Origin of the sequence: Aestuariimicrobium sp. G57 (genome assembly GCF_050110855.1) — a bacterium.
GTDB lineage: Bacteria > Actinomycetota > Actinomycetes > Propionibacteriales > Propionibacteriaceae > Aestuariimicrobium.
In genome coordinates this window covers 224227-244603 of the sequence record NZ_JBNINW010000002.1, presented here as the reverse complement: position 1 = coordinate 244603, position 20377 = coordinate 224227, and the positions used below count along the sequence as shown (strand labels likewise).

Annotated in this window: 22 protein-coding genes; 9 read left to right on the top strand and 13 right to left on the bottom strand. The window is 68.0% G+C overall.

Annotated features, from left to right (window positions below):
• Positions 1 to 48: 48 nt before the first annotated feature.
• On the top strand, positions 49 to 1389 hold the full coding sequence (locus tag ACQCX5_RS05185) for a CapA family protein (RefSeq protein WP_434540948.1): 1341 nt from the start codon (positions 49 to 51) through the stop codon (positions 1387 to 1389).
• A 33-nt stretch (positions 1390 to 1422) separates the two neighbouring features.
• On the opposite strand, the gene ACQCX5_RS05180 is transcribed toward ACQCX5_RS05185, so the two are convergent.
• Positions 1423 to 2511, bottom strand: a complete 1089-nt coding sequence (locus tag ACQCX5_RS05180; RefSeq protein WP_434540947.1) for a branched-chain amino acid aminotransferase — start codon at positions 2509 to 2511, stop codon at positions 1423 to 1425.
• Positions 2512 to 2746: 235 nt separating this feature from the next.
• Between ACQCX5_RS05180 and gdhA the strand changes: the two genes are divergently transcribed.
• On the top strand, positions 2747 to 4093 hold the full coding sequence (gene gdhA, locus ACQCX5_RS05175; protein ID WP_434541293.1) for an NADP-specific glutamate dehydrogenase: 1347 nt from the start codon (positions 2747 to 2749) through the stop codon (positions 4091 to 4093).
• Positions 4094 to 4282: 189 nt separating this feature from the next.
• On the top strand, positions 4283 to 5167 hold the full coding sequence (locus ACQCX5_RS05170; protein WP_434540946.1) for a hypothetical protein: 885 nt from the start codon (positions 4283 to 4285) through the stop codon (positions 5165 to 5167).
• A gap of 14 nt (positions 5168 to 5181) precedes the next feature.
• Here the strand turns inward: ACQCX5_RS05170 and ACQCX5_RS05165 are convergent, their stop codons facing one another.
• Positions 5182 to 6099 carry a MerR family transcriptional regulator gene (locus ACQCX5_RS05165; RefSeq protein WP_434540945.1) on the bottom strand — a complete coding sequence of 306 codons (918 nt, stop codon included), beginning with the start codon at positions 6097 to 6099 and terminating at the stop codon, positions 5182 to 5184.
• 156 nt (positions 6100 to 6255) lie between these two features.
• Here ACQCX5_RS05165 and ACQCX5_RS05160 point away from each other — a divergent pair, with 156 nt between their 5' ends.
• On the top strand, positions 6256 to 6552 hold the full coding sequence (locus ACQCX5_RS05160; RefSeq protein WP_434540944.1) for a WhiB family transcriptional regulator: 297 nt from the start codon (positions 6256 to 6258) through the stop codon (positions 6550 to 6552).
• 103 nt (positions 6553 to 6655) lie between these two features.
• Here the strand turns inward: ACQCX5_RS05160 and ACQCX5_RS05155 are convergent, their stop codons facing one another.
• Positions 6656 to 7828 carry a hypothetical protein gene (locus ACQCX5_RS05155; protein WP_434540943.1) on the bottom strand — a complete coding sequence of 391 codons (1173 nt, stop codon included), beginning with the start codon at positions 7826 to 7828 and terminating at the stop codon, positions 6656 to 6658.
• Positions 7829 to 8790: 962 nt separating this feature from the next.
• Here ACQCX5_RS05155 and ACQCX5_RS05150 point away from each other — a divergent pair.
• Both ACQCX5_RS05150 and ACQCX5_RS05145 read left to right on the top strand, forming a co-directional pair.
• Positions 8791 to 9555, top strand: coding sequence for a PIG-L deacetylase family protein (locus ACQCX5_RS05150; RefSeq protein ID WP_434540942.1), 765 nt, complete (start codon positions 8791 to 8793; stop codon positions 9553 to 9555).
• Positions 9556 to 9566: 11 nt separating this feature from the next.
• On the top strand, positions 9567 to 10031 hold the full coding sequence (locus ACQCX5_RS05145) for a GNAT family N-acetyltransferase (RefSeq protein ID WP_434540941.1): 465 nt from the start codon (positions 9567 to 9569) through the stop codon (positions 10029 to 10031).
• A 15-nt stretch (positions 10032 to 10046) separates the two neighbouring features.
• Here ACQCX5_RS05145 and ACQCX5_RS05140 read toward each other — a convergent pair whose 3' ends face one another.
• Complete coding sequence (locus ACQCX5_RS05140; protein WP_434540940.1) at positions 10047 to 11024, bottom strand: ribose-phosphate diphosphokinase; 978 nt, start codon at positions 11022 to 11024, stop codon at positions 10047 to 10049.
• Between the two features lie 144 nt (positions 11025 to 11168).
• Here ACQCX5_RS05140 and ACQCX5_RS05135 point away from each other — a divergent pair, with 144 nt between their 5' ends.
• Positions 11169 to 11585 carry a hypothetical protein gene (locus tag ACQCX5_RS05135; RefSeq protein WP_434540939.1) on the top strand — a complete coding sequence of 139 codons (417 nt, stop codon included), beginning with the start codon at positions 11169 to 11171 and terminating at the stop codon, positions 11583 to 11585.
• 28 nt (positions 11586 to 11613) lie between these two features.
• Here the strand turns inward: ACQCX5_RS05135 and ACQCX5_RS05130 are convergent, their stop codons facing one another.
• The 4 genes from ACQCX5_RS05130 to ACQCX5_RS05115 all read right to left on the bottom strand — a co-directional run bounded on the left by ACQCX5_RS05130 (position 11614) and on the right by ACQCX5_RS05115 (position 14605).
• Positions 11614 to 12567 (bottom strand): PfkB family carbohydrate kinase, encoded by a 954-nt coding sequence (locus ACQCX5_RS05130; RefSeq protein WP_434540938.1) that lies wholly within the window; start codon positions 12565 to 12567, stop codon positions 11614 to 11616.
• 6 nt (positions 12568 to 12573) lie between these two features.
• Positions 12574 to 13455, bottom strand: a complete 882-nt coding sequence (locus ACQCX5_RS05125) for an aminodeoxychorismate lyase (RefSeq protein ID WP_434540937.1) — start codon at positions 13453 to 13455, stop codon at positions 12574 to 12576.
• A gap of 82 nt (positions 13456 to 13537) precedes the next feature.
• Positions 13538 to 14086, bottom strand: a complete 549-nt coding sequence (locus ACQCX5_RS05120; RefSeq protein WP_434540936.1) for a YceI family protein — start codon at positions 14084 to 14086, stop codon at positions 13538 to 13540.
• A 126-nt stretch (positions 14087 to 14212) separates the two neighbouring features.
• A complete protein-coding gene (locus tag ACQCX5_RS05115; RefSeq protein WP_434540935.1) occupies positions 14213 to 14605 on the bottom strand; it encodes an MmcQ/YjbR family DNA-binding protein in 393 nt (130 codons plus the stop codon).
• Positions 14606 to 14639: 34 nt separating this feature from the next.
• Between ACQCX5_RS05115 and ACQCX5_RS05110 the strand changes: the two genes are divergently transcribed.
• Positions 14640 to 15497 carry an aldo/keto reductase gene (locus ACQCX5_RS05110; RefSeq protein ID WP_434540934.1) on the top strand — a complete coding sequence of 286 codons (858 nt, stop codon included), beginning with the start codon at positions 14640 to 14642 and terminating at the stop codon, positions 15495 to 15497.
• Between the two features lie 13 nt (positions 15498 to 15510).
• On the opposite strand, the gene ACQCX5_RS05105 is transcribed toward ACQCX5_RS05110, so the two are convergent.
• From ACQCX5_RS05105 to ACQCX5_RS05085, 5 genes are all read right to left on the bottom strand, one after another.
• Positions 15511 to 16215, bottom strand: a complete 705-nt coding sequence (locus tag ACQCX5_RS05105) for a GAD-like domain-containing protein (RefSeq protein ID WP_434540933.1) — start codon at positions 16213 to 16215, stop codon at positions 15511 to 15513.
• Positions 16216 to 16297: 82 nt separating this feature from the next.
• Positions 16298 to 17002: a polymorphic toxin type 15 domain-containing protein gene (locus ACQCX5_RS05100; protein ID WP_434540932.1), complete on the bottom strand. Its 705-nt coding sequence runs from the start codon at positions 17000 to 17002 to the stop codon at positions 16298 to 16300.
• A 1-nt stretch (position 17003) separates the two neighbouring features.
• Entirely contained in the window at positions 17004 to 17498 is a 495-nt protein-coding gene (locus ACQCX5_RS05095; protein ID WP_434540931.1) for a hypothetical protein, read from the bottom strand.
• Positions 17498 to 17815: a hypothetical protein gene (locus ACQCX5_RS05090; RefSeq protein ID WP_434540930.1), complete on the bottom strand. Its 318-nt coding sequence runs from the start codon at positions 17813 to 17815 to the stop codon at positions 17498 to 17500. Before ACQCX5_RS05090 ends, ACQCX5_RS05095 begins: the two co-directional genes overlap by 1 nt.
• Complete coding sequence (locus ACQCX5_RS05085; protein ID WP_434540929.1) at positions 17808 to 18278, bottom strand: hypothetical protein; 471 nt, start codon at positions 18276 to 18278, stop codon at positions 17808 to 17810. Before ACQCX5_RS05085 ends, ACQCX5_RS05090 begins: the two co-directional genes overlap by 8 nt.
• 130 nt (positions 18279 to 18408) lie before the next feature.
• On the opposite strand from ACQCX5_RS05085, the gene ACQCX5_RS05080 reads away from it, so the two are divergent.
• Positions 18409 to 20274 (top strand): DEAD/DEAH box helicase, encoded by a 1866-nt coding sequence (locus ACQCX5_RS05080; RefSeq protein WP_434540928.1) that lies wholly within the window; start codon positions 18409 to 18411, stop codon positions 20272 to 20274.
• The last annotated feature ends 103 nt before the right edge of the window (positions 20275 to 20377 follow it).

Here is a 20377-nt window from a genome sequence, read left to right as displayed (position 1 = left end):
CCGCGCGAGCTGTCGCCCGCGCACTGACTGGTCCTGGTGAGGGGTCGCATGGCTGGAATCGCTGGGGATGGGGCGTCCGACCGCACCCCTGACAAGGGCGCACAGAACCTGGGCGCACAGAACCAAGGCGCACAGAACCAAGGCGCACCGCTCGGTCGGCGCGCACTGCTTGCCGGTGCCGCCGCACTCGGCCTCGGCGCTTGCGCCCCCGATCTGGAAGGCAGCAGCCGAACCCCCTCGCCGACGCCCGCCGCCAGCGGGACACCGCACGGGCCTGCGACCACCCCCAGTTCGACCACGACCAGCGAACCGGCTTCCACATCGCCGCCGCCCGCCCGCTCGCTCACGGTGGTCACCAGCGGCGACCTGCTGTGGCACAACACCCTGTGGTTCTCGGCCGACCGCGACCACCAGCGCACCGGCAAGGGTGACCAGTTCGACTTCGACCCGATGTTCGCGATGGTCAAGCCGATCATCAGCGGCGCCGACCTCGCCATCGCCCACAACGAGGTGCCGTTCGCGCCGGCGGGCGGCCCCTACACCGGCTACCCGGCCTTCGCCGCGCCGCCGCAGATCGCGGCCTGGATGGCCACCATGGGCTGGGATGCCGCCACCACAGCCTCGAACCACAGCATCGACAAGGGCTACCCCGGGCTCGTCCGCACTCGCAACCTGCTCACGAAGGCCGGCATCACGGTCGTCGGCACCTACGAGACCGAGCAGCAGGCCCACACCCCCGTGATCATCGAACGGGCCGGGGTGAAGGTGGCCATCGTGTCGGGCACCTACGACCTGAACGGGCTGGTGCCTCCCGCCGACAAGAGCTGGTGCGTCGACAGGTGGGACGTCGACCGCATGCTCACCGCTGCCCGGCTGGCCCGCGAGGCGGGTGCCGACATCGTGCTGGCGCACCTGCATGGCGGCGATGAGTATGCCACCGCTCCCAATGCCGACCAGGTGCGGCGGGCCACGGCACTGGCCAATGCCCCCGAGGTCGACGTCGTCTTCGGCGAGCACGTGCACGTCGTGCAGCCGATCACCTCGATCAACGGGGTGCCCGTCGTCTACGGCATGGGCAACATGGTCGCCCAGCACCAGACGTCGGTGCCGCGTGGCTACGAGGGCATCACGGTGCGCTTCACGTTCACCGAGAACCCCGAACCCCGTCCCGGCAAAGTCGGACGATTCACGGTGTCGCGGCTGGAATACATCCCCACCCTCGTCACCCATTTCGGCGATGGTGCGGGCGGGGGACTGGTGCGCCTCTACCCCGTCAACCAGGCCCTGGCCGAGGGCGTCGGACCCACTGAACGGCTCAAGGTCGCCCTGCAACGCACCCGGGCCGCCGTCAGGTCACAGAACCCGCCCCCCGGCCTGGTCGAGGCCTGAGGGGCGGGTCCTGGGGCAGGGCCAGACGTCGGCTCAGCCGACCTTCTCGGTCCAGCCGAACTCGTCACCAGCGCGTCCGTACTGGATGTCGAGCAGTGACTGGCGCAGCTCGTTGGTCTTCGGGCCGACCGAGCCGTCGCCCACGGTGACCTCCCATTCCGGTGCCTTGAACCCGGTGATGGGCGTGACCACCGCGGCGGTGCCGCAGGCGAACGACTCGGTGATGGTGCCGTCCTCGACGCGGCTGCGCAGCTCATCGACGTGGATCGGCCGCTTCACCGCGGTCAGGCCGTGCTTGGCGGCCAGCGCCAGCAGCGAATCGCGGGTGATGCCCTCGAGGATGGTGTCCGAATCAGGGGTGAGCAGTTCGTCGTCGGCGGTCACGAAGGCGATGTTCATGGTGCCGCATTCCTCGAGCCACTGGCGCCGTGCGCCGTCCAGCCACAGCACCTGGCCGCAACCGTTCTGCGCTGCCTCTTCGGCAGCGACGAGGGACGCCGCATAGTTGCCGCCCGTCTTGGCCTTGCCGGTGCCGCCCGGGGCCGCGCGGATGTAGTTGGGGGTCAGCCAGAGCTTCATCGGCGCGTTGTAGTACGGACCGGCCGGGGTCAGCAGCACGCAGAACGTGTAATTCTTCGCGGGGCGCACGCCGATCAGGCGCTCGCTGGCGAAGGTGAACGGGCGGATGTAGAGCGACTCCTCGTGCAGGTTGCCCGGCACCCAGCGGCGGTCGAGGTCGACCAGCTGGCGCACGGCATCGACGAACGTCTGTTCGGGCAGCGGCGGCATGTCGAGCCGGCGGGCCGAGGCGGCCATGCGGGCGGCGTTCATCGCGGGACGGAACAGCCAGATCGAGTCGTCATCGCGGCGATAGGCCTTGAGGCCCTCGAAGACCTCCTGCGAGTAGTGCAGCACCGCGGCGGACGGGTGAATCGGCAGTGTGCCCTGGGGGACGATCCGCGCATCGTGCCAGCCCTGGCCCTCGTCCCAGTCGATGAGCACCATGTGGTCGGTGAAGTGCGCGCCGAACCCGGGGTTGCTGAGGATCTCGGCCAGCTGCGCCTCGGAGACGGCGGCCTCGTTGTGGGTGACCTGCAGCGGTCCAGGATGTGTTTCTGCCATGTCGGACAGGGTAGACCGCAGGGTGCCGCGGGGCGCGTGAAGGTCAGAGGATGAACGCCGGGTGGGGCGGTGCAGGTCGTCCCCCCTGTTGAGCGGATTGCAGCGAGAGCGTCCCGGGTAGGTATCGTGGCCCCGTCTGATAGCGCGCCCAGGGCATCTGACCGTCGGCCGCGCCGATTTGTTGAGTGCTCGGGGCCCAATCCGCGGAGGTTGCCACATGAGCGACACCAACACCCTGCACCCGAACCTGCAGCAGATCTTCCAGACTGTGCAGCGGCGCAACAACGGCGAGGCCGAGTTCCACCAGGCCGTGTTCGAGGTGCTGCAGAGCATGAACCCCATCGTCGGTCGTCGCAGCGAGTACGCCGAGGCGTCGATCGTGGAGCGCATCTGCGAGCCGGAGCGCCAGATCATCTTCCGGGTGCCGTGGGTCGACGACAGCGGCCAGGTGCAGATCAATCGTGGGTTCCGCGTTGAGTTCAACTCGGCGCTCGGCCCCTACAAGGGTGGCCTGCGGTTCCACCCCTCGGTGAACCTGTCGATCATCAAGTTCCTGGGCTTCGAGCAGACGTTCAAGAACGCCCTGACCGGGCTGCCCATCGGCGGCGGCAAGGGTGGTTCGGACTTCGACCCCAAGGGCAAGTCCGAGGGCGAGATCATGCGCTTCTGCCAGTCGTTCATGACCGAGCTGTACCGCCACATCGGTGAGTACACCGACGTGCCCGCCGGTGACATCGGCGTGGGTGGCCGCGAGATCGGCTACCTGTTCGGCCAGTACAAGCGCATCACCAACCGCTACGAAGCCGGCGTCATCACCGGCAAGGGCCTGACCTGGGGCGGCTCGCAGGCCCGCAAGGAGGCCACCGGCTACGGCGCCGTCTTCTTCGCCGACGAGATGCTGCGCCGGGTCGGCGAGTCGTTCGACGGCAAGCGCGTCGTCGTCTCGGGCTCGGGCAACGTGGCGATCTATGCCATCGAGAAGGCCCAGCAGTTGGGTGCCAAGGTGGTGGCCTGCTCCGATTCGTCCGGATTCGTGGTCGACGAGGACGGCATCGACGTCGAGACCCTGATCGATGTCAAAGAGGTCGGCCGCGGCCGCCTGACCGACTACGTGGCCCGTCGCCCCGGCGCCGTCCACACCGAGGCCAACGGCGGCGCGAGCATCTGGGACGTGCCCTGTGACGTGGCGCTGCCGTGCGCCACCCAGAACGAATTGGACGAGAACCACGCCGCCACCCTCATCAAGAACGGTGTGAAGCTGGTGGCAGAGGGCGCAAACATGCCCACCACCCCCAATGCGGTGGTCGCCTTCCAGCAGTCCGGCGTGCTGTACGCCCCCGGCAAGGCCTCGAACGCCGGCGGCGTGGCCACCTCGGCGCTCGAGATGCAGCAGAACGCCAGCCGCGACTCGTGGGACTTCGAGACCACCGAGGACCGCCTGCGCCAGATCATGATCGACATCCATGACGAGTGCGTGAACACCGCCGAGGAATACGGCATTGCCGGCGACTACGTCGGTGGCGCCAACCTGGCGGGCTTCACCAAGGTCGCCAACGCCATGCTGGCACTGGGTGTGATCTGAGCGGCGTGTGATCTGAGCGGCGTGTGATCTGAGCGGCGTGTCAGCTGACAAATGCTGAAGGAACCGATCCTCAGGGCGGACCCCACTTTGGGCTCGCCCTGAGGATCTTCTAAACTCTGCGTGTCGCGGTAGCGCGGCGTGGGCGACGGAACAAGCGACGAAACAGGGGTAGTGATGAGGGTGCGTGGCATGCTCGCGGGCATCATCCTGCCCGTGTTGACGGTGGCGACGACCTTGGTCGCAGGTTCGGGGGCGGCATCGGCCGTGCCGGCGACCCAGACCCAGAAGCCCAGCATCAGTGGCCTGCCGGTGGCACCCCCTGAACCCGCTCCGCTGCCGGGCATCCCCGCCCCGTGCGTCTCGGCTTTCGCCTGGCCCGAGGACGCGAGCCCCACCCACACCCGCAACCTGATGCAGAAACACTTCGGGCTGAAGCTCAAGGGTGACTGGTGGACCGACCCCGAGTACCGCCCGATGGTCAAGATCGTCTGGCAGACGCTGGACGCCGTGAACTGCACCGACTACCTGCCCCAGGTGCGCGCGAAGGCCAAGCACAACCTCACCATTTACGCGGCCGCCACCCGCAGCTGGGCGTGGGGCGACTGGGGGCTCACGCGTCCGGGTGCCCTGACCTTCGACTTCGCCAAGTGGCAACAGGCCCTCGACGAGGACGACCCGGGCCGGCTGGCGCGCCTGGTCATCCACGAACTGGGCCACGTCTACAACGTCGACCGCGGCGATTCACCCCAGTACTGGACGAACTTCACCCGCGTCTACCAACGCATCGGCAGGTTCTCTGACTACGGCACCAACGACATGGAGACCTATGCCGATGTGCTGGGCTACTACGTCGCCCGGTGCGCCAAGGACAACCCGTTCGACCAGCCGGGGTTCCAGGCGTACTACGACTGGGCCCGCACGAATGTCTTCAACGGCGTCGAGTTCGGCCCGGCCCCGGGCACCAAGGTTGACTGCTCAGAGTCGTACAAGGCGATGAGCACCCCGGCGACGACCGTGGCAAAGCCGGGCGCTGCCACGTGGACGCCCGGCCCCGGGATCGCCCGCAAGCCCTGACCGGCGCCCCACGCTCATTCCCGGGTGCCACCGCGCAATTGGGCGAGCACGCGTTGGGTTGCCTCGGCGAGGTGGTAGGGCAGCACCCCCGACGTGGTCGTGTCATGGCCCTCGCCGCCCAACCACACCTGCACCGGCGGGTTGAGTGCCCGCAGCTGGGCAGCGATGTCCTGCGACATCCTGCGTCCCCTGGCGGTCGTCGAGATGATCGCCACGGCCCGGGGGCCGAGGTCGCCGACCGCCCGCAGCCATCCGGACGCGCGTACGCCTCGTCCAAGTCTTCGCACATCGACGCCATTGCGGCGCAACGAGACGGCAAGCATCAGCGGCAGGATCGTGTGTGACGACGGCTCCTGCTGGGCGATCAGCAGCATGGGTTTTGCGTCGCTGATCCGGGCTTCTTCCCAGCGCTCGCCGAGGGTGAGCGATTCGTCCAGCAGGGTGTCGAGGTACTGCACGATCACCTGCTCGGCGCAGGTGACGTGCACGTCCTCCAGGGCGCCGACCCGGTGCCGTGCAGACAACTCGCGGCCGACCTGGGCGAGCCAGGTGTCGCAACGCTCCTCGAACTCGTCGAGCCCGATTGCCTGGTGCAGCAACTGCGCCATCGTCACCACGTCGAAGCGGGTTGCGGCGTCGACAAAATCGGCCGGGGCACCGCTGCCGTGCACGCCCGGGCGTTCGCGCGCCCCAGCCGTGACCATGTTCGCGGCATGCTGTGCGCCGACGCCCGAGTCGACCAGTTGGGCCATGGTGCGCAGCCGTTGGACGTCGACCTCGCTGTACATGCGGTACTGGCCCTCGGTGCGCCGCGGCCGCACGACCGCATAGCGGCGTTCCCAGGCACGCACCCGTGCGGCGGTGAGACCAGTCATCGCCGACACCTGCTTGATCGAGTACACCCTGAGCCCCACCCCCTGCTTGTGATACATCCTTGCGGAAAAAAACCTTGAAGCTGACCTGAATACTGCCCTGCAGGGCTCTTGTCAGTGGCCCCAACGTGTGCAAGTGTGAGTGCAACAAGGCTGGACAAACATTGTACGAGAACGCACCCCGACGAGGGGCCGTGTTGTCGAAGGAGGCAGCAGATGGTTGATTCCACGAAGGTCCGCCACGAGTCCTGGGTCGAGCAGGCCCGCTGTCGTGGGGCAGAGGACGAGCTCTTCCCCGAAGGCAAGCAGCAGAAGCGTGCTGCTGCCATTTGTATGGGCTGTCCGGTCCGCAGGGACTGCCTGATCGAAGCTCTCGACAATCGTCTGGAGTGGGGAATCTGGGGAGGTCTCACCGAACGGGAGCGCCGCGCACTGTTGCGCCAGCACCCGCGCGTGACCTCCTGGCGCGAGGTGCTCTCGCCCGAGCGGACGGCAGCAGCCCAGGCCAGCTGACGTCAGCACGTGACCGAACAGAAGAACTCGAACACAGCACAGCTCCCGCAGACGATGATGTCTGCGGGAGTTGTTTGTGTGTGGAGCGTCCGGGGTGTGCGGGTCAGCGCTTGCCCTGCCAGGCCACCCGGTCGCTGTAGCCCTCGGTCGAGACACAGCCGGTGATCGTCAGGCGCGTGGCGGTCGAGTTGCGGCGGGTGTTGTCGCGGGTCAGGTAGCTGTAGCTCATGTCGGCCTCGAAGCGCCAGCACGGGGTGAGCGGGGCCGTGCCGTCGACGAGCTTGGCCGAGTCAATGGCATTCGACGGGTTGGCGACCCACTTCACTTCGGCCGGGTAGTTGGCGTCGGTGGGCCGGGTGGCCCGGAACGGGCAGCCCGAAGGGGTGAAGTCATCATTGGTGAGGCACTCGTTGAACGAGGTGACGACCTTCTCGCGGGCATCCTTCTCGGCCTTCACGGTCATCTTCGCCTCGATGGGCAGGGTGACGGAACCTGCTGCCAGCGGCACCTCGATGGTCGGCTTCACCGGCTCCCACGGGGCGGCGCCCGTCGAGCTCTTCGGGACGACGGTGAACACGCCCGGCATGAACAACTGCGGCCGGGCGGATGCGGTGTTGCCGCTGTCACCGAGCTCGAAGCGCAGGCGGTCCTGCGCCTGCAGGGTGACCTCGCTGAACGGCCGCTCGATCTTCCAGTCGTTGCCGTCCTTCTTGACGGTGAGTTCCGCAGTGAACTGCTTGTCCTGGTGCTTGAACTTCACCGGCACCTTGCCGTCCTGCTCGGCGCCGACCTCGATGTCGGTGTAGGCGCCGCTGGGCTTGTTCCTGGCGGCCTCGTAGACGCCGGACGAGCCGACGCCGCTGATGATCTTGTTGAGTTGGGACCCGCTCGGGCGCTGGTCGTTCAGGATGTCGAAGAACTCGTTGACGACCCCCTTCGCGCCACCGCCCGAGCCACGCTGGGTGACGGCCCAGATGCCGACGCCCCCGGCAAGCACCGCGACGATGACCAGGATCGGCACCAGGGGGTTTGCCTTCTTCGGGGCCTGCGGGGTCTGGTAGCCGGTGCTCGGCGCCCAGGTGCTGGCCCACTGCGAGGGCTGCTCACTCCAGCTACCGGTGGCGTCCTGGCCCCAGCCCTGCGCGTTCTGGCCCTGCTGGCCCCAGCCCTGCGCGTTCTGGCCCTGCTGGCCCCAACTCTGCTGGTCGTAGGCATCGCCGGGTTGCCCCGCCGACCACTGTCCTCCGGGGCTACCCGGACCATTCCATTGCGACATCGTTGCTCCTCCTGACCCCCGATGGTGACATCCGGCAGGTTCAGGGGTTCGACGCGGCGATCCCCTGAGCGGTGCCCATGTGCGTGTTCGGCGTGGACCTCAGGCCTGTTTCGCCGGTGGGTGAGCAGACGGGGCCAGGGCTTGGCGTCACGATGCTCCCGTGGGGTTCACGGCGCTCCCCCTTAGGTGCATGACGCTCCTTGTGGGTTCACGGCGCTCCCCTTGGGGCCGGCCTTGAGGGGGGCGGCGCGCGCCGAAAGGGAGCGGCGCGGAACTGAGGGGGAGCGGCACGGGACTGAGGGGGAGCGGCACGGCCAGAGGGAGCGGCGTGGTGCACCCGGGCCGCCACAACGAACCCAGGTTGCACGTCGACACCCTTGTGCACGCGCCGACACCGGTGAACGGGTGTCGGCGTGCCCACAAAGGTGTCGGCGTGGGTGAACGGGGTGTCGGCGTGCCCACATAGGTGTCGGCGTGGGTGAACGGGTGTCGGCGTGCCCACAAAGGTGTCGGCGTGGGTGAGCGGGGTGTCGGTGCCCAGGGGTGCTGGGCGGTCCTGGGCCGAACGGTGCCCATGAGCGTGTCCAGAACCCGGCAGGAGTGCGCATGGGAGCGGCTACCGCGGTGCATCCGGCCAGCTCCTGCCCGGTTGTGGACACCCGCCCGCGCACGCCCCCGCCCCGCTGGCCGGAACACCCGCCTACCCGCGCCCCCGCCCGGCTCGCCAGAACCCGGCAGGAGTGCGCATGGGAGCGGCGACAGCGGTGCATCCGGCCAACTCCTGCCCGGTTGTGGACACCCATGCCCGCGCCCCCGTCCGGCTCGCCGGAACACCCGGCCGCCGGGCCCCGCCCGGCTCGCCGACACCCCGCCCGCGCACGCCCCCGCCCCGCTCGCCGGAACACCTGCCCACCCGGCATGGTTGAATCGGTGCGGACTTCGACACCCCCCGAGGAGCTCACATGGCCACCCTGGTCTTTCTGCACGCCCACCCCGACGATGAGGCCAGCCAGACCGGCGGCACCATGGCATTGGCGGGCGAGCTCGGCCACCGCGTCGTGTGGATCTGTTGCACCGACGGTTCCCAGGGCACCCGCAGCGGCGAGACCGATGAGTCGGTGGCCGAGGTGCGCCGCCGCGAGGCCCGGGCCAGCGCCGAGGTGCTCGGGGTCGACAGGCTGGTCTTTCTGGACCACCTCGACTCTGGCATGCACGGCTGGGACAGCAATGCCAACCCCGATGCGTTCATGAACGCCGATCCGCTCGAGGTCGGCCGCGACGTCGCCCGGCTGCTCGACGAAGAGGACGCCGACGTGCTCATCGGCTACGACTGGCACGGCAACTACGGCCACCCCGACCACATCATGGTGCACAAGGTGATGAACGCCGCCGCAGACCTCGCCGCCCGCCGCCCCCGGCTGCTGCAGTCCACCATGAACCGCGATGCCATCCGGGCAGGCTATGACCCCGAGAACAAGGCCGGCTTCGACCCCGATGCCCCGGCCGACGACGGCAACCCCGTCGGCACGCCCGAGGCCGAGATCGCCTGGAAGGTCAACGTCAACGAGGTGGTCATGCTCAAGCGTGAAGCCCTCGCCGCCCACGCCAGCCAGGAGGACGCCGCCCAGCTCATCGCCATGCCCGAGGGCTTTTTCGCGCTCGCGTTCCGCCACGAGTACTACATCGAGGACGGCGTCTCGCCCATGCGTGAGGCCTGGCCGTTCTGATGCTGCCCGATGTGACGCTGCGCGTCGTGCTGGCTGACACCCCGCAACTGCTGGCCGAGCACTTTCGCATTCGCCGCGAGGTCTTCATCGGCGAGCAGGGGGTCACCGAGGCCGAAGAGGTCGATGGCCGCGACGACCTGCCCACGACCGCCTGTGTGGTCGGACTGCTCGACCATGAAGGCTCGCCCGGCACCGTGGTGGCCGCCGGTCGGCTGCTCGACCTCGACCACCCGTCGGTGCATGTGGGGCGGGTCGCTGTCTCGTCCTCGGTGCGTGGCAGCGGTCTTGGACGAGAGCTGATGCGCGGCCTGGAACACCTCGCGGCGCAGCTGACCACCGGCGAGCTGACACTCGTGCTCGACGCGCAGGAGTACGCCCAGGGGTTCTATGCTTCGCTGGGATATGCGCGCACCGCGCGTGAGCGCTTTCAGGACGCCCGCATCTGGCATGTCGAAATGGCCAAGCGGGTGCGCTGAGCCCGGCGTCGCGCGTCAGAACAAGCCATCGGTCACCGGCGGCGCATGGGTCGGGTCGACCCCGGCGAACATGCTCGACAGTGATTCACCGCAGTGGATGCGCCGAATCGCGTCGGCGAACATCGGCGCCACCGAGCGTTGCACGAGGGCGGGCCAGTCCTTGGGGCGGGGCACCGTGTTGGTGCAGACCACCTCGCTGATGAAGTCGTGGTTGCCGAGCCGCTCGACGGCCCGGCCCGAGAACAGCCCGTGCGTGGTGGTCACCGAGGTGCCGGTGGCGCCGTGGTCGCGCAACCGGTCGACGATCTCGAGGATCGAGCCACCGGTGGCGATCTCGTCGTCGAGGATGATCGCGTGCTTGCCGGCCACGTCGCCCACGATCGAGTCGATCACGACCCGGTCGTCGGCCAGTCGCCGTTTCGAACCCGATGCCAGGGGCAGGTTGAGCAACCTGGCGAACTGCTGCGCCTGTTTGGCGGCCCCGAAGTCGGGGGAGACCACGACATGGTCGCTGAGGTCGCGTCCCCGGTAGTGGTTGGCCAGTTCACCGATGGCGGTCAGGTGGTCGACCGGGGTCGAGAAGAACCCATGCACCTGGGGTGAGTGCAGGTTCATGGTGAGCATGCGCGACATGCCCGAGGTCTTGAGCAGTTCGGCCACCAGTTTCGCGCCGATCGAGATGCGTGAGCGATCCTTCTTGTCCGACCTGGCGTACGCGTAGTGCGGCACCACCGCCGTGATCTGGGCCGCGGACGCCCCGCGCGCGGCGTCGATCATCATCAACAGCTCGACCAGGTGTTCCTGGGTGGGCGGCACCAACGGCTGGACGATGAACACGTCACGCTTGCGGCAATTGGCGAGCAGTTGCGCCTGCAGGCAGTCGTTGCTGAACCGGCTGGTGACGGCCCCGGACAGGGGAACGCCGAGGTTCTCACAGAGTTCGGCCGCAAACTCGCGGTGGGCCGATCCGCTGAAGATGACCACGTCGTCCATCGTCTGCCTCCATCGCCTGGGTGTTCGGGCCCGCTGGCCCCGGCATGGGCCACAGGCTACCGGCAGGCGATGTGGGCCGGTGCAGGGCGGCCGCACCCGTCAGCAGCTTTTTGCGACACCCTGTATCGCTACTAGAATCGCAGCATGACTGAAGCCCCGCAGGCCACCCCCACCGCCACCACCCCGATTGACGCCGACCTCGTTGAGGCCCGCCGCAAGCCGCTGCTCTACACCGCTGCAGCGCTGGTGGTGCTGCTGCTCGGCATGCTGGGTATGGGCATCGCGATCGCCAGCGGCAACCACGGACTGCGTGACGCCCACGCCGGCATCGGCTACCTGAGCGTGCTCGTCGGCATCGTCGCCTCGGTGCTCGCCTACCGCCACGGCAAGGCGCGCGGCAACCTCGGCACGTTCATGCATGCCGTGTCGCTTCCGGTGCTGATGCTGGTGCAGATCGGGCTGGCCGAGATGGACCTGGCCATGGTGCACATCAGCGTGGGCATCGTGATCCTCGTGGACGCCATCGCCCTGGCCACCCTGAGCGCCCGCAGGGGCAAGTAACCGGGGTTACCCCCGCCACAGTCCCCGGTCAGGCGCCGTGCCCGGCCAGGAACGCATCCACCTCGGACTGCGTCGGGGCAGTGTCCGGGCCCCGGCGGGTCACCTTGATCGCCGCTGCCGCGTTCGCCCGCAGGCAAGCCTGCGGCCAGCTGTCACCATGCTGCCGGGCCGCGATGAAGGCACCCGTGTGGCAGTCGCCGGCGCCGTTGGTGTCCACCGCCGTCTGGGGGAACCCCGGCACCAGCACGGTCTCGTCCTCGGCGTGCACCGCGCAGCCCCTGGCCCCGTCCCGGACGATGATCACCGAGCCGGTGGGCAACCGGTCGGCGGCAGCGGCCGCAGCCTGTTCCATGCCAACAACACCCGTGAGCGCCTCGGTCTCTTCCAGGTTGCCGGTCCACACGGTGGTCAGGGCCAGCATCGTCTCGTGCACGTCGTCGGGCAGTTCGGCGAACGCGGCGCCCGGGTCGAGCACCACGCCCACGCCGTCCGGCAGCAATGACAGCCAGGTGAGCAGCGGTGTGCGGGTCGACTCGACCGCCAGGCTGTAGCCGCTGACGCAGACCACATCACCGGCGCGCGGGTTGCTCGCCTGCAGGATGTCGATGCTGAGCTGCCGCTCGGCGCCCAATGTCGTCACGAATGTGCGCTCGGCCCCGGGTTCGACCATCACGAAGCAGATGCCCGAGTCGAGACCGAGGACGGGCTCGCCCGCGAGACTGATGCCGGCCTCTGAGAGCGTCCGACGGATGAGGTCGCCGTTCGGCCCGGTGCCGATCGCCCCGGCGTGGACGCATTCAGCGCCCTGCCGGTGTGCTGCCAGCAGGATGTTCACCGCCCCGGCGGCGTAACGGGTGAAGTCGGTGGCCATCACGTTGCCACCCCGTCGGGGGATGCTCGGCACCTCGGCGACGGCGTCGATCAGTGCTTGTGCCGTGTGGATGACCCGGCCCACGCGGGTGCGGGTGGCGTGCAGTTCCATGGCCCCTCAGTCGACGAATCGGGCCCACTGGCGCAGGCGGTGCGTCAGGTCGGCGTGCTGGGGCAGCGGGGTGCCGTCGACGGCAACCAGGGGCACCAGGCCGCGCACCGAACTGGCGAACCAGGCGCCCTCGGCGCCCCGCACCTCGTCGGTGGTCATCAGCCGCGTCGCGGTCTCGAACCCGGCGGCTTCGGCACCCTCGAAGACCATGCGCTGGGTGATCGAGTGCAGAATGCCGGTGCCCTCGATCGGGGTGGTCACGAGCACGCCGTCGATCAGGCAGATCAGCGCTGACGTGGGACCCTCGAGTGCATAACCGTCGGTGCTGGTGAACAGCACATCCTGGGCACCGCGGGCGTGGGCCTCGCGCTTGGCGGCGACGTTGACGGCATAGGCGAGCGATTTCACCCCACCCAGCAGCCACGGGGCATCGGCGAAGGCATTGCTGGGCATGCCGCGGCTGAGCATCGCCACGCTGATGCCGGCCCGGTCAGAGATGTTGCTGACGGGCATCTGGGTCAGGGTGAAGACCTCGGTGGGCCGGTCGGCGCCCGCACCGAAGCGCTGGCTCTCCTGCCCGTTGCTGTACATGATCTTGAGCACGGCCTCGCCGGGTTCGGTCCAGGCGTCGAGCGCCTCGTCGATGGTGGCGCGCCAGGCGTCTCGGTCGATGGGCTCGCCGCCGACCCCCACGATCGAGGCATCGAAACGGTCGAAGTGGGCGTCCAGGTTCTCGACGAGTGAATTGCCCTCGGCATCCGTGACCACCCGGGTCGCGTCGAAGCACCCGTCGCCGCGGGTGAACCCGAGGTCATCGGCGCTGATGACAAGTTGCCCTGCCGGGAACACGCCTCGTCCAATGACACCGACCAATTGCTGTGCAGACATGGTGCCCAGCTTAGGGGGCCCGGACATGACACTGCCCGGACGACCATGCGATCGCCCGGGCAGGAGTCAGGTGCGGCTGGGGTCAGGCGGCCTTGATGGCCGAGACCTCGAGCTCAAGGGCGATCTCGTCCGAGACGAGCACGCCACCGGTCTCGAGCGCGGCGTTCCAGGTCAGACCCCACTCCTTACGGCTGATCTTGGTCTTGCCCTCGAAGCCGATGCGGGTGTTGCCGAACGGGTCCTGGGCCTGGCCGTTGAAGTCGAAGTCGATGGTGACGGGCTTGGTGACGTCCTTGATGGTGAGGTCGCCGGTCACCTTGAGGGTGTCCTCGTCGACGACCTTGACGTCGGTCGAGGTGAAGGTGACGTTCGGGAACTGCTCGACGTCGAGGAAGTCAGCGCCGCGGACGTGCTCGTCGCGGCCGCCCTGGCCGGTGCTGATCGAGGCGGCCTTGGCCACCACGTTGATCTGGGCCGACTCGGGGTTCTGGCCATCGCCCGAGGCGGTGCCCTCGAGCTCGTCGAAGGATCCGCGCACCTTGGTCACCATGGCGTGACGGGCCACGAAGCCGAGGCGGGTGTGGGCGGGGTCGATGGTGAAAGTGCCGTTGATGTTGGTCAGACCGGTCATGAGGTGCTCCTAAAGATGTTGAAGGTTCAATCTTCGTGACCAGTGTAACCACAGCCCCCGGGCCTGTATTCCGGTTCGTCGAAAAAAGTTTCCTGAACAACTGATCAGGCGTGAGCGGGCCCCGAGTCAGCGCTGCTGCAGCTCGTGTCGAGCCGCCGCGGGGGCCGTCAACAGGTAGGACGCCGTCACCAGCTCAGCCACTTCGTCCCAGTCGGCGTCAAGGTCGATGTCAATGCCCAGCCAGCCGTAAGGGCCCAGGTAGCCCGGCACCCAGGCCCGTGGGTCCTGGCGCAGCGCCTCGGCGTCGTCGGGGTCGGGCAGCACCATGATCGACTGGTCATGCGAGAGCCATTCGCCGTCGACCTTGATGGAGCCGCCGTAGTAGGTGAAGACCTTCTTCGTGAAGAAGGCCGGTCGTCCATGGCTGATCTTGACCGATGCCTGCGGCAGGGCAAGGCAGATCTCGCGCACGCGGGCCAGCACCGGGTCGTCGTCGTCGAACATCTGTGGGTGTGCCATGCCCCTGAGACTACGTCGCGAGTAGGTTGGGCCCATGGACACCACGATCACGCTGCGTTCAGGCAACACGATCCCGCGCGTCGGGTTCGGCACCTACAAGATCCCGCAGGCCGAAACCCAGGCCGCGGTCGAGCAGGCCATCGAGATCGGCTACCGCCACATCGACACCGCGGCCATGTACGGCAATGAACAGGGTGTGGGTGCGGCCATCAAGGCCTCGGGCATCCGCGACGAGCTCTACATCGCCACGAAACTCGACAACCCCTATCACGCCCCGGACGACGCCCGCGCCGCCTTCGAACGCTCGATGGACGACCTCGGCATCGACATCGTCGACCTGTACCTGATCCACTGGCCGCTGCCGCGCAGCACCGACTATGCCGCCACCTGGCAGACGCTGGTCGACCTGCAGGCCACCGGGCGCATCCGCGACATCGGCGTCTCGAACTTCCTGCCCGAGCACCTGCGCCACATCATCGACGTCACGGGAGTGGTGCCGGTGATCAACCAGGTCGAGCTGCACCCCTTCCACACCCAGCAGGGGCTGCGTGATGTGCACGAGCAACTCGGCATCGTGACCGAGGCGTGGTCACCGCTGGCCCGGGCGCGGGTCTTCGACGATTCTGGGCTGGCCGCGATTGCCGAGAAGGTCGGGCGCACCCCCTCGCAGGTGGTGTTGCGCTGGCACCTGCAGTTGGGCAACGTGATCATCCCGAAGTCGACCAACCCGGGGCGCATGGCCGAGAACCTCGACCTGTTCGACTTCGAGCTGGACGACGAGGCCATGGCTGCCGTGTCGGCCCTGAACCGCGACATGAACACCGGCAGCACGCCCGACCAGGTCGAGGTGGGCACGCTCGAGGCGAAGCGGGCGGCGGCGAACAAGAGCTGAGTCTGGCCCGGGCTCAGCCCTCGCCGCCGATCCACTCGTCCATGCCCTGCTCGCGCTGGTGCTGGGTGGCCGAGATGTCGCCCTGCACATCCTTGTGCTGCATCGAGGCGAGCAGCAGCATGTGCGGCACGGCTTGCTCGATGACGGCTGTCTCGACGATGGCCTGCCCCCCGAGCGCGGGCACGGGGACGAAGGTGTACATGTCGTCGGCGGTCAGGGGACCGAGCTTGGCCAGGCATTCCTCGAACAGGGGCTCTTCGGTGACGTCGTCGTAGACCACGAACGAGTCCTCGTCATAGGTCCGCAGCGCGGAGCGGATCGACATGGCCTGGTCTTCGGCATCGCTGATGAGGTCGCCCATGTCGTTGGGGTAGACCTCGCCCCGCACGGGCACGATGGACACGCTCATGCCGGTGCGGGGGCCCCAGAGTTCGAGGTCGCCGAGCGCGCCGCGCACCAGTGGCACCCAGTAGTCGTCGTCCATCTCGAGGTCGAGGGTCTCGAGCCAGGCGTCGGCGGCGTCCTGCCATTCGAGGGGGTCGCACAACCAGAACCGGCCGTTGTCGAAACCCGAGAAGCCGAACTCCTGCCAGACCTCGAACATCTGCGCGGGCACCTTGTCACGCAACGCGTCATGGGCGGGGGTCAGGCTCGGGCCCTTGATGACGGGGCCGAGTTCGCCCCATTTGCGGCTCAGGTGGTCGGTGAACTCCGACATGCTTCCTCCGGGTCTTGGTTGGTGTGCGTCAGTGGTCGGCCGGCACCAGCTTGCCAGCCCGGGCGGTGGGGGTGGTGGGAACTCAGAGGTTGTGACCCAGGCTGATGGGGGTGTTGGGGTCCATCTTGCGCAGGGCATCGATCAGGTCTGGCTTGAGGTTCTTCCACTGCGAGCCGATTGAACTGTTCACGTTGCTCAGGCCCATGCTGTCCCAGTTGCCGTTCTTGCCGATCCTGTCGAGCCCGCCCGCGACGATGTCGGGCTCGTGCAGCGCGGCCACGGTGTCCATGAAGCCCTTGGTGCGGGCCTGGGCCAGGGCCGAGATGTCGTCGTAGGTGTTGCCGCTGGCGGTGACGCCGAACTCCTTCAGCTGCTTGGCGAACTCGGACGGATTGCTCGTCGCCAGCTTCTCGACCACTTGCTCCTGCCGCTTGGCCATCTGCTTCGTGAACCGCTCGCGGGCTTCCTTCTGCGCCTTGCCCGTGCGCTTGGCAGGGTTTTCGAGCCCCTCCAGGATCTGCTTGGGCGTCATGCCGTCGAAGTGCTTCAGCTGGCGCTCGAGCTGACGGGTCATCTCGTCGCTGTACTTCTGCATGCGCTTGGTGAGCTTGAACGGCACCTTCAGCACCTTGTCGGCCTCGCGGCCGGCTGCCTGCGCCGCCTCGCGCCCCAGCGCCTGCCCGCCTTCCCGGGCAGCGCCTCGTCCGCCCTTCTTGGCCGTCTGCAGCAGGTAGTCCTCGAGCATTTCCTTGAACACGCCGCGCATTGCTGCGTTGACCTTGGGCATCTCAGGCCCCCATCAGCTTGCTGATGCCGAAGTTGATCGCCATGTTCAGCAGCTTCTGGCAGATCAGCTTGGCGACCGGGATCCAGCCCAGTGAGACGCCCGCGGTCGGGACGGCCGCCGCGATGGCCGACGCGATCTGGATCACGGTGGCGATCAGGTTCACGACGAATGCGATCTTCAGGGCGATGATCGCGGCCCCCACCAGGAACAGGCAGCCGCCCATGATGTTCGCACCGAACTGCAGTTTGCGCGCCACATCATCGACGCCCTCGGATTCGGTGAAGGCGGTCCTGAACGCGTCCATCGCCTCACCGACGTTGTCGGCCAGCGCAGTGTTGGCGCCATCAGTCGCGGTCTGGACCACGCCGCCGAGCTCACCGGCATAGGCCATCCAGCGGGTGCCGTAGTCGAAGACCTTGTCCTCGTTGCCCTCGGGCCATTCAAAGCCGAGCTCGTTGAGCAGCTTGGACGCCTCGGGCGGCAGCATGACCGCCATCAGAGGTCCACCATCCGCGAGCTGGCGTCGGCGAAGCCCTGTTCGGCGGCTGCGTACTGGGTGGCGGCCTCGCGCAGCTTGCCGCCGTGGGCGCCGTATTCCTCCTGCACCGAGGCCACGGATTCCTGCACCGCCTGGATCGCCAGGCCATACAGCATCGAGGCGATCGAGCCGAGGGTGTCATTGGTGCCGAGCACAGTGACGTCCGAGACTTCGCCGAGCAGCGACTGGGTCTTCGCGACCAGGTCCTCGACCGCGGCGTCCATGCGTTTGCTGGACGAGTCAAGGCTGGCCAGGTTGAACTGCACATCAGCCATTGCCGCCACCGCCGTTCACACCGCTGCCGGTACTGCCCAGGTCGCGGGCGGAGCGCAGCATCTCGTGCATGCCCTCGGTGTACTTGTTCAGTTGGCGCACCGACTCGGCCTGGATCGATTGCAGGCGCTGCGACAGCTGGGCGAAGTCGGGCTGGTCACCCTGCTGTGCGGTGAGTGCGGCGATGTTGGCCTCGAGGGCGGCGTTGATGGCGGTGACCAGGTGTTCGCCGAGTTCAGGCAGGTCGAGCTTGCGCACGGGCGGCTGCAGTTCGACGCGCGTGACCTTGCCGGCCTTCATGTAGACGCTGATGCGGTCGTCATGGGCGTGGCCCACGACCTCTTCGGTCTGGCCGAGCTGGTCGGCGGTCGGGACGAGGCCGTCGACGGCGCGCTGGGTCTCGGCGATGAGGTCACTGAACAGCTTGTCGAAGTTCTCGCTCTGGCCCCCCATGTTCTGGCTCACTGTGGCCACCTTCCGGGTCGTGGGTTGCGCTGTCCATTGTTGTCCCGATCGGGTCACCGTGACGGAGTTTTCCACAGGCGAGGTCGTCCCGGGCGTGTTTGTCGGGGGCATCGACTAACCTTCGTGGGCGATGAGTGCCTTCCCCATGCCGGGCCCCGACGAGCCCGAGACCGCCGCCGGGGCACCGCTGCACCCACTTCAGGGCGCGGCGCCGGGTGAGGACGAGGCAGCGACCGGCGCCCCGAAAGCACTCGAGCACCTTCCCCCGGCCTATCCCGGTCGTGCACCGTGGGGCACCGCCCAGTCGCTGCGTGCCTGGCAGGCCGAGGCACTGGGGCAATACCTCGAGGCGATGCCGCGCGACTTCCTGGCGGTGGCGACCCCCGGCGCAGGCAAGACCACCTTTGCGCTGCGGGTCGCCTCTGAGTTGTTGCGCCGCCATCGGGTCAACCGCATCGTGGTGGTGTGCCCCACCGAGCACCTCAAGGTGCAGTGGGCCGAGGCGGCCGGGCGCGCCGGCATCAAGCTCGACCCCGGCCTGGGCGGCGGGGCGTCCCGCAAAGGGCGCAGCCGCGAGTTCGACGGGGTCGCGGTGACCTATGCGGGTGTGGCCGCCAACGTGTTCAGCTACGAGGCGCGGTGCTCGAACTCGCGCACGCTGGTGATCCTGGACGAGGTGCACCACGCCGGTGACGCGCTCAGCTGGGGCGATGCCATCAAGCAGGCGTTTGCGCTGGCCACGCACCGGTTGATGCTGACGGGCACCCCGTTTCGCAGCGACGACAACCCGATCCCGTTCGTGACCTATGACGAGCAGCCCGACGGCACGAAGAAGTCGCACGCCGACTACACGTATGGCTATGCCGATGCGTTGCGCGACCACGTCGTGCGGCCGGTGATGTTCATGAACTACGGCGGGCCGATGCGCTGGCGCACCAAGTCAGGCGACGAACTCGAGGCCAACCTGTCCGAGGCGCTGACCAAAGACCTGACCGCCCACGCCTGGCGCACTGCGCTCGACCCGAAGGGCGAATGGATCGCCTCGGTGCTGAAGTCGGCCGACGTGCGACTGACCGAAGTGCGCCGCCATGTGCCGGACGCCGGTGGGCTGGTGATCGCGACGAACCAGACGACGGCGCGCGCCTATGCCCGGCTGTTGGCCGAGATCACGGGCGAGAAGCCGACGGTGGTGCTGTCGGACACCCCCGGGTCGAGTGCGAAGATCGAGCAGTTCTCGGCCGGTACCGAGCGTTGGATGGTCGCGGTGCGCATGGTCTCAGAGGGCGTGGACGTGCCCCGGCTGGCGGTCGGGGTGTATGCGACGGCGACCTCGACGCCGCTGTTCTTCGCCCAGGCGATCGGACGATTCGTGCGCACCCGGCGCCGTGGTGAGGTGGCGACGGTGTTCCTGCCGACGGTGGCGGTGATCCTGGCGCATGCGACGCTGCTCGAGCGCCAGCGTGATCACGTCCTCGGACGTCCACGCAACGACGAGGACGGCCTGTGGGACGAGTCGGAAGCCCTGATGGACGAGGCCAACCGCACCCGCGACAACCCGGACGAGCTGCTGGGGTCGTTCGAGGCGCTGGGATCGGGCGCGGCCTTCGACCATGTGCTGTTCGATGCGCAACAGTTCGGGATGGTCGCCGAACCCTCGAGCGAAGAGGAACGCGACTACCTGGGGCTGCCCGGCCTGTTGGAATCGGACCAGATCTCGACCTTGCTGGCCGAGCGGCAGCGGCGGCACCTGGCCCGGGCCAAGAAGCAGGAGCAGCGCGAGAAGGTGCCCGAAGAGGTCAGCCTGCACCGGGCGCTCGAATCGTCGCGCAAGCAGCTGAACTCGCTGGTGGCGCAATACGCGCGGGTGACGGGCAAGCCGCACAGCCACGTGCATGCCGACCTGCGCCGTGAATGCGGCGGGCCGCCGCTGGGGCGGGCGACGACCGACCAGGTCGACCACCGGATCAGGGTGATCAAGCGCTGGCTGGATCGCTGATTGCCCGTTTGCCCATCGGCGGGAACTTTGCCGTGCGGCGCCGGTGTGCAAAGTTGCCGTGGTGAGGCAAACCCCCGGACGACCGTGCGGAGGGTTATCCACA